Annotated in this window: 2 protein-coding genes; both read right to left on the bottom strand. The window is 52.6% G+C overall.

Annotation, left to right across the window (positions count from 1 at the left end):
• A partial coding sequence (locus tag QZT26_RS17210; RefSeq protein WP_295103917.1) for an efflux RND transporter permease subunit occupies positions 1-999 on the bottom strand: 999 nt, incomplete at its 3' end.
• Between the two features lie 62 nt (positions 1,000-1,061).
• A complete protein-coding gene (locus QZT26_RS17205) occupies positions 1,062-2,264 on the bottom strand; it encodes an efflux RND transporter periplasmic adaptor subunit (protein ID WP_099324819.1) in 1,203 nt (400 codons plus the stop codon).
• Between the last annotated feature and the right edge of the window lie 121 nt (positions 2,265-2,385).

The following is a 2,385-nucleotide window of genomic DNA, read 5'->3' as shown; positions in this document are numbered from 1 at the left end:
GAATTTCGTCGGGTTATAGACAATCCTGTATTCGAGACCCTTGGGGAAGTCCTTGCTGATCCGGGCCATCGTTTTTTCTATGGCCTCTGCCGTAGCCAGTGCGTTAGACCCTGGGAGCTGAAATATACCGAGCCCCTGCGCAGACTTACTGTCGAGATAACTGTTGACGCCGTAATCCCTCGCTCCTAGCTCTATCCGCGCCACGTCCTTTAACCGCGTGACACGCCCGTCTTCACCAGTCCTGATGATTACGTCGCCGAACTGCTTTTCTTCGACCAGCCTTCCAAGTGTGTTAACGGAGATCTGAAAGGCGTTGCCCTGGGGCATGGGCGGCTGCCCAATGATGCCGGCCGCGACCTCTACGTTCTGCTCACGGAGCGACTGCACCACGTCATTTACAGTCATGCCCATCGAGTAGAGCTTTTCGGGATCGAGCCATACCCTCATGCTGTATTCCCGCGCCCCGAACAAGGTCACGTTGCCGACACCCCCTATACGAGTAAGAACGTCGTAAACCCTGATCGACGCGTAGTTGCTTATGTAGAGCTGATCGTAGGTATTATCGGGCGAGAGGAGATGAACTACCAGCAACATGTCCGGAGAACTTTTTCTCACCGTGATGCCTATCCGCCTAACCTCCTCCGGCAACCTGGGCTCGGCCACGGCGATTCTGTTTTCAACAAGCACCTGAGCCTTGTCTATATCGGTTCCGATCGCGAACGTTATCGTGAGCTGCATCATGCCGTTGCTCGTCGACTGCGAGGACATATAGAGCATGTCCTCAACTCCGTTTATCTCCTGCTCGAGCGGCGTTGCTACGGTGTCAGCTATGACCTCAGGGTTTGCGCCGGGAAAGCTCGCGCGAACGACTATGGTAGGCGGAGTGACCTTCGGGTACTGGCTTACGGGCAATGTAAAATACGCTATCAAACCTACGATTACTATCAGGATCGAGATCACTGTAGCGAATATAGGCCTGTCTATGAAAAACCGGGACACTATCTATTACCCTCCAATATTGCTATCGGGCTCTTGTGTAAAATCGCCCTCCTTTTCCAGCGTCAGGACCCGGGCATGAGGAAATTCATTTCATCAACGACTATGTCTTCTTCGACGGGATCTACTTTGATCCCAGGCTGGACTCTCTGCAGGCCTTTGACTATTACCCGGTCCTCAGGCATCACTCCTTCTCTTACGATCCTGAGCCCGTTCATCCTGGGGCCTAGCGTAACCTGACGGTACTCAACTGTATTTTCAGGGTTGACTATAAACACGAACTTCAGCGACTGGTCACTTCCTACAGCTTCGTCGGGCACGAGCATGGCCTTATACTGCTCGCTGCCCGCGATCTTCATCCGGGCGAATAGTCCCGGTGTGAGGGTGTTGTCCGGGTTGGGGAATACGCCCCTTCCTCTGATAGTCCCAGTATTCGGGTCCATCCTGTTATCGACGAAGTCGATGTAGCCCTTGTGCGGATAACCCGTTTCGTTCGAGAGTTCCATAAAAGCCGGGTTTTCTCCTTTCCCGGATCCAGGCATAATCCCCTCCCGCTCCAGACGGCTGTATCTGAGATAGGACTGCTCGTCTTCCTCTAAGTAGCAATAAATCGGGTCCGTTGAAACTATGGTAGTGAGGAGTGTACCACCGGTACCACCGTTAATGAGGTTCCCTTCGGTGACGTATTTTCTGCTGATCAAACCGTAGATGGGCGCCCTCACCTGCGTGAATTCTACGTTTAGTCTGGCGGCGTCAACGTCAGCCTGCGCCATCTCGACTGATGCACGAGCTACCTGCTCGTCGGAAACCCTGGTGTCGGCCTCTTCTTCCGAAATTACCAGCTCGCTCAGGAGGTGCTTCGCGCGACGGAGGTCTTTCTCCGCAAGAGAAAGGCGGGCTTTTGAGATTTTTAACTGGGCCAAAGCCCGGTCCAGCTCTGCCCGATAGGGTCTCGGGTCTATTACGAAGAGCAGGTCACCATTTTTCACCATCTGGCCGTCCTTAAAATGTATGGATTCCAGATAACCGCTTACGCGCGCCCTCACGTCTACCGTATCCACGGCTTCGAGCCGCCCCGTATACTCGTCCCACTCCACGACCTCCTCGACCACGGGCTTACTCACAGTAACTATAGGCGGCGGTGGTGCCTGTGTCTGCTGCCGTTCGCATCCGATTAGCAGAAATGAATGGGCTGCGAGAATGAGTAGAAGTAAAATAGTGCGTCCAATAGTGAATGGATGGATGAGAGGAGATTGCTTTTTAGGCATTTTTCAAGGTTAGTAAAATTATTAACTAGTACATCGTTTCGTTAAAATGTGTACGTAAAAAAATGTCATCGCGAGGAGTGGAGCGACGAAGTAATCTCTTGTTCCCAAAAGACTTAAGATT

Source organism: uncultured Candidatus Kuenenia sp. (assembly GCF_900696675.1).
GTDB lineage: Bacteria > Planctomycetota > Brocadiia > Brocadiales > Brocadiaceae > Kuenenia > Kuenenia stuttgartiensis_A.
This window is presented reverse-complemented; position numbering and strand designations above follow the sequence as displayed.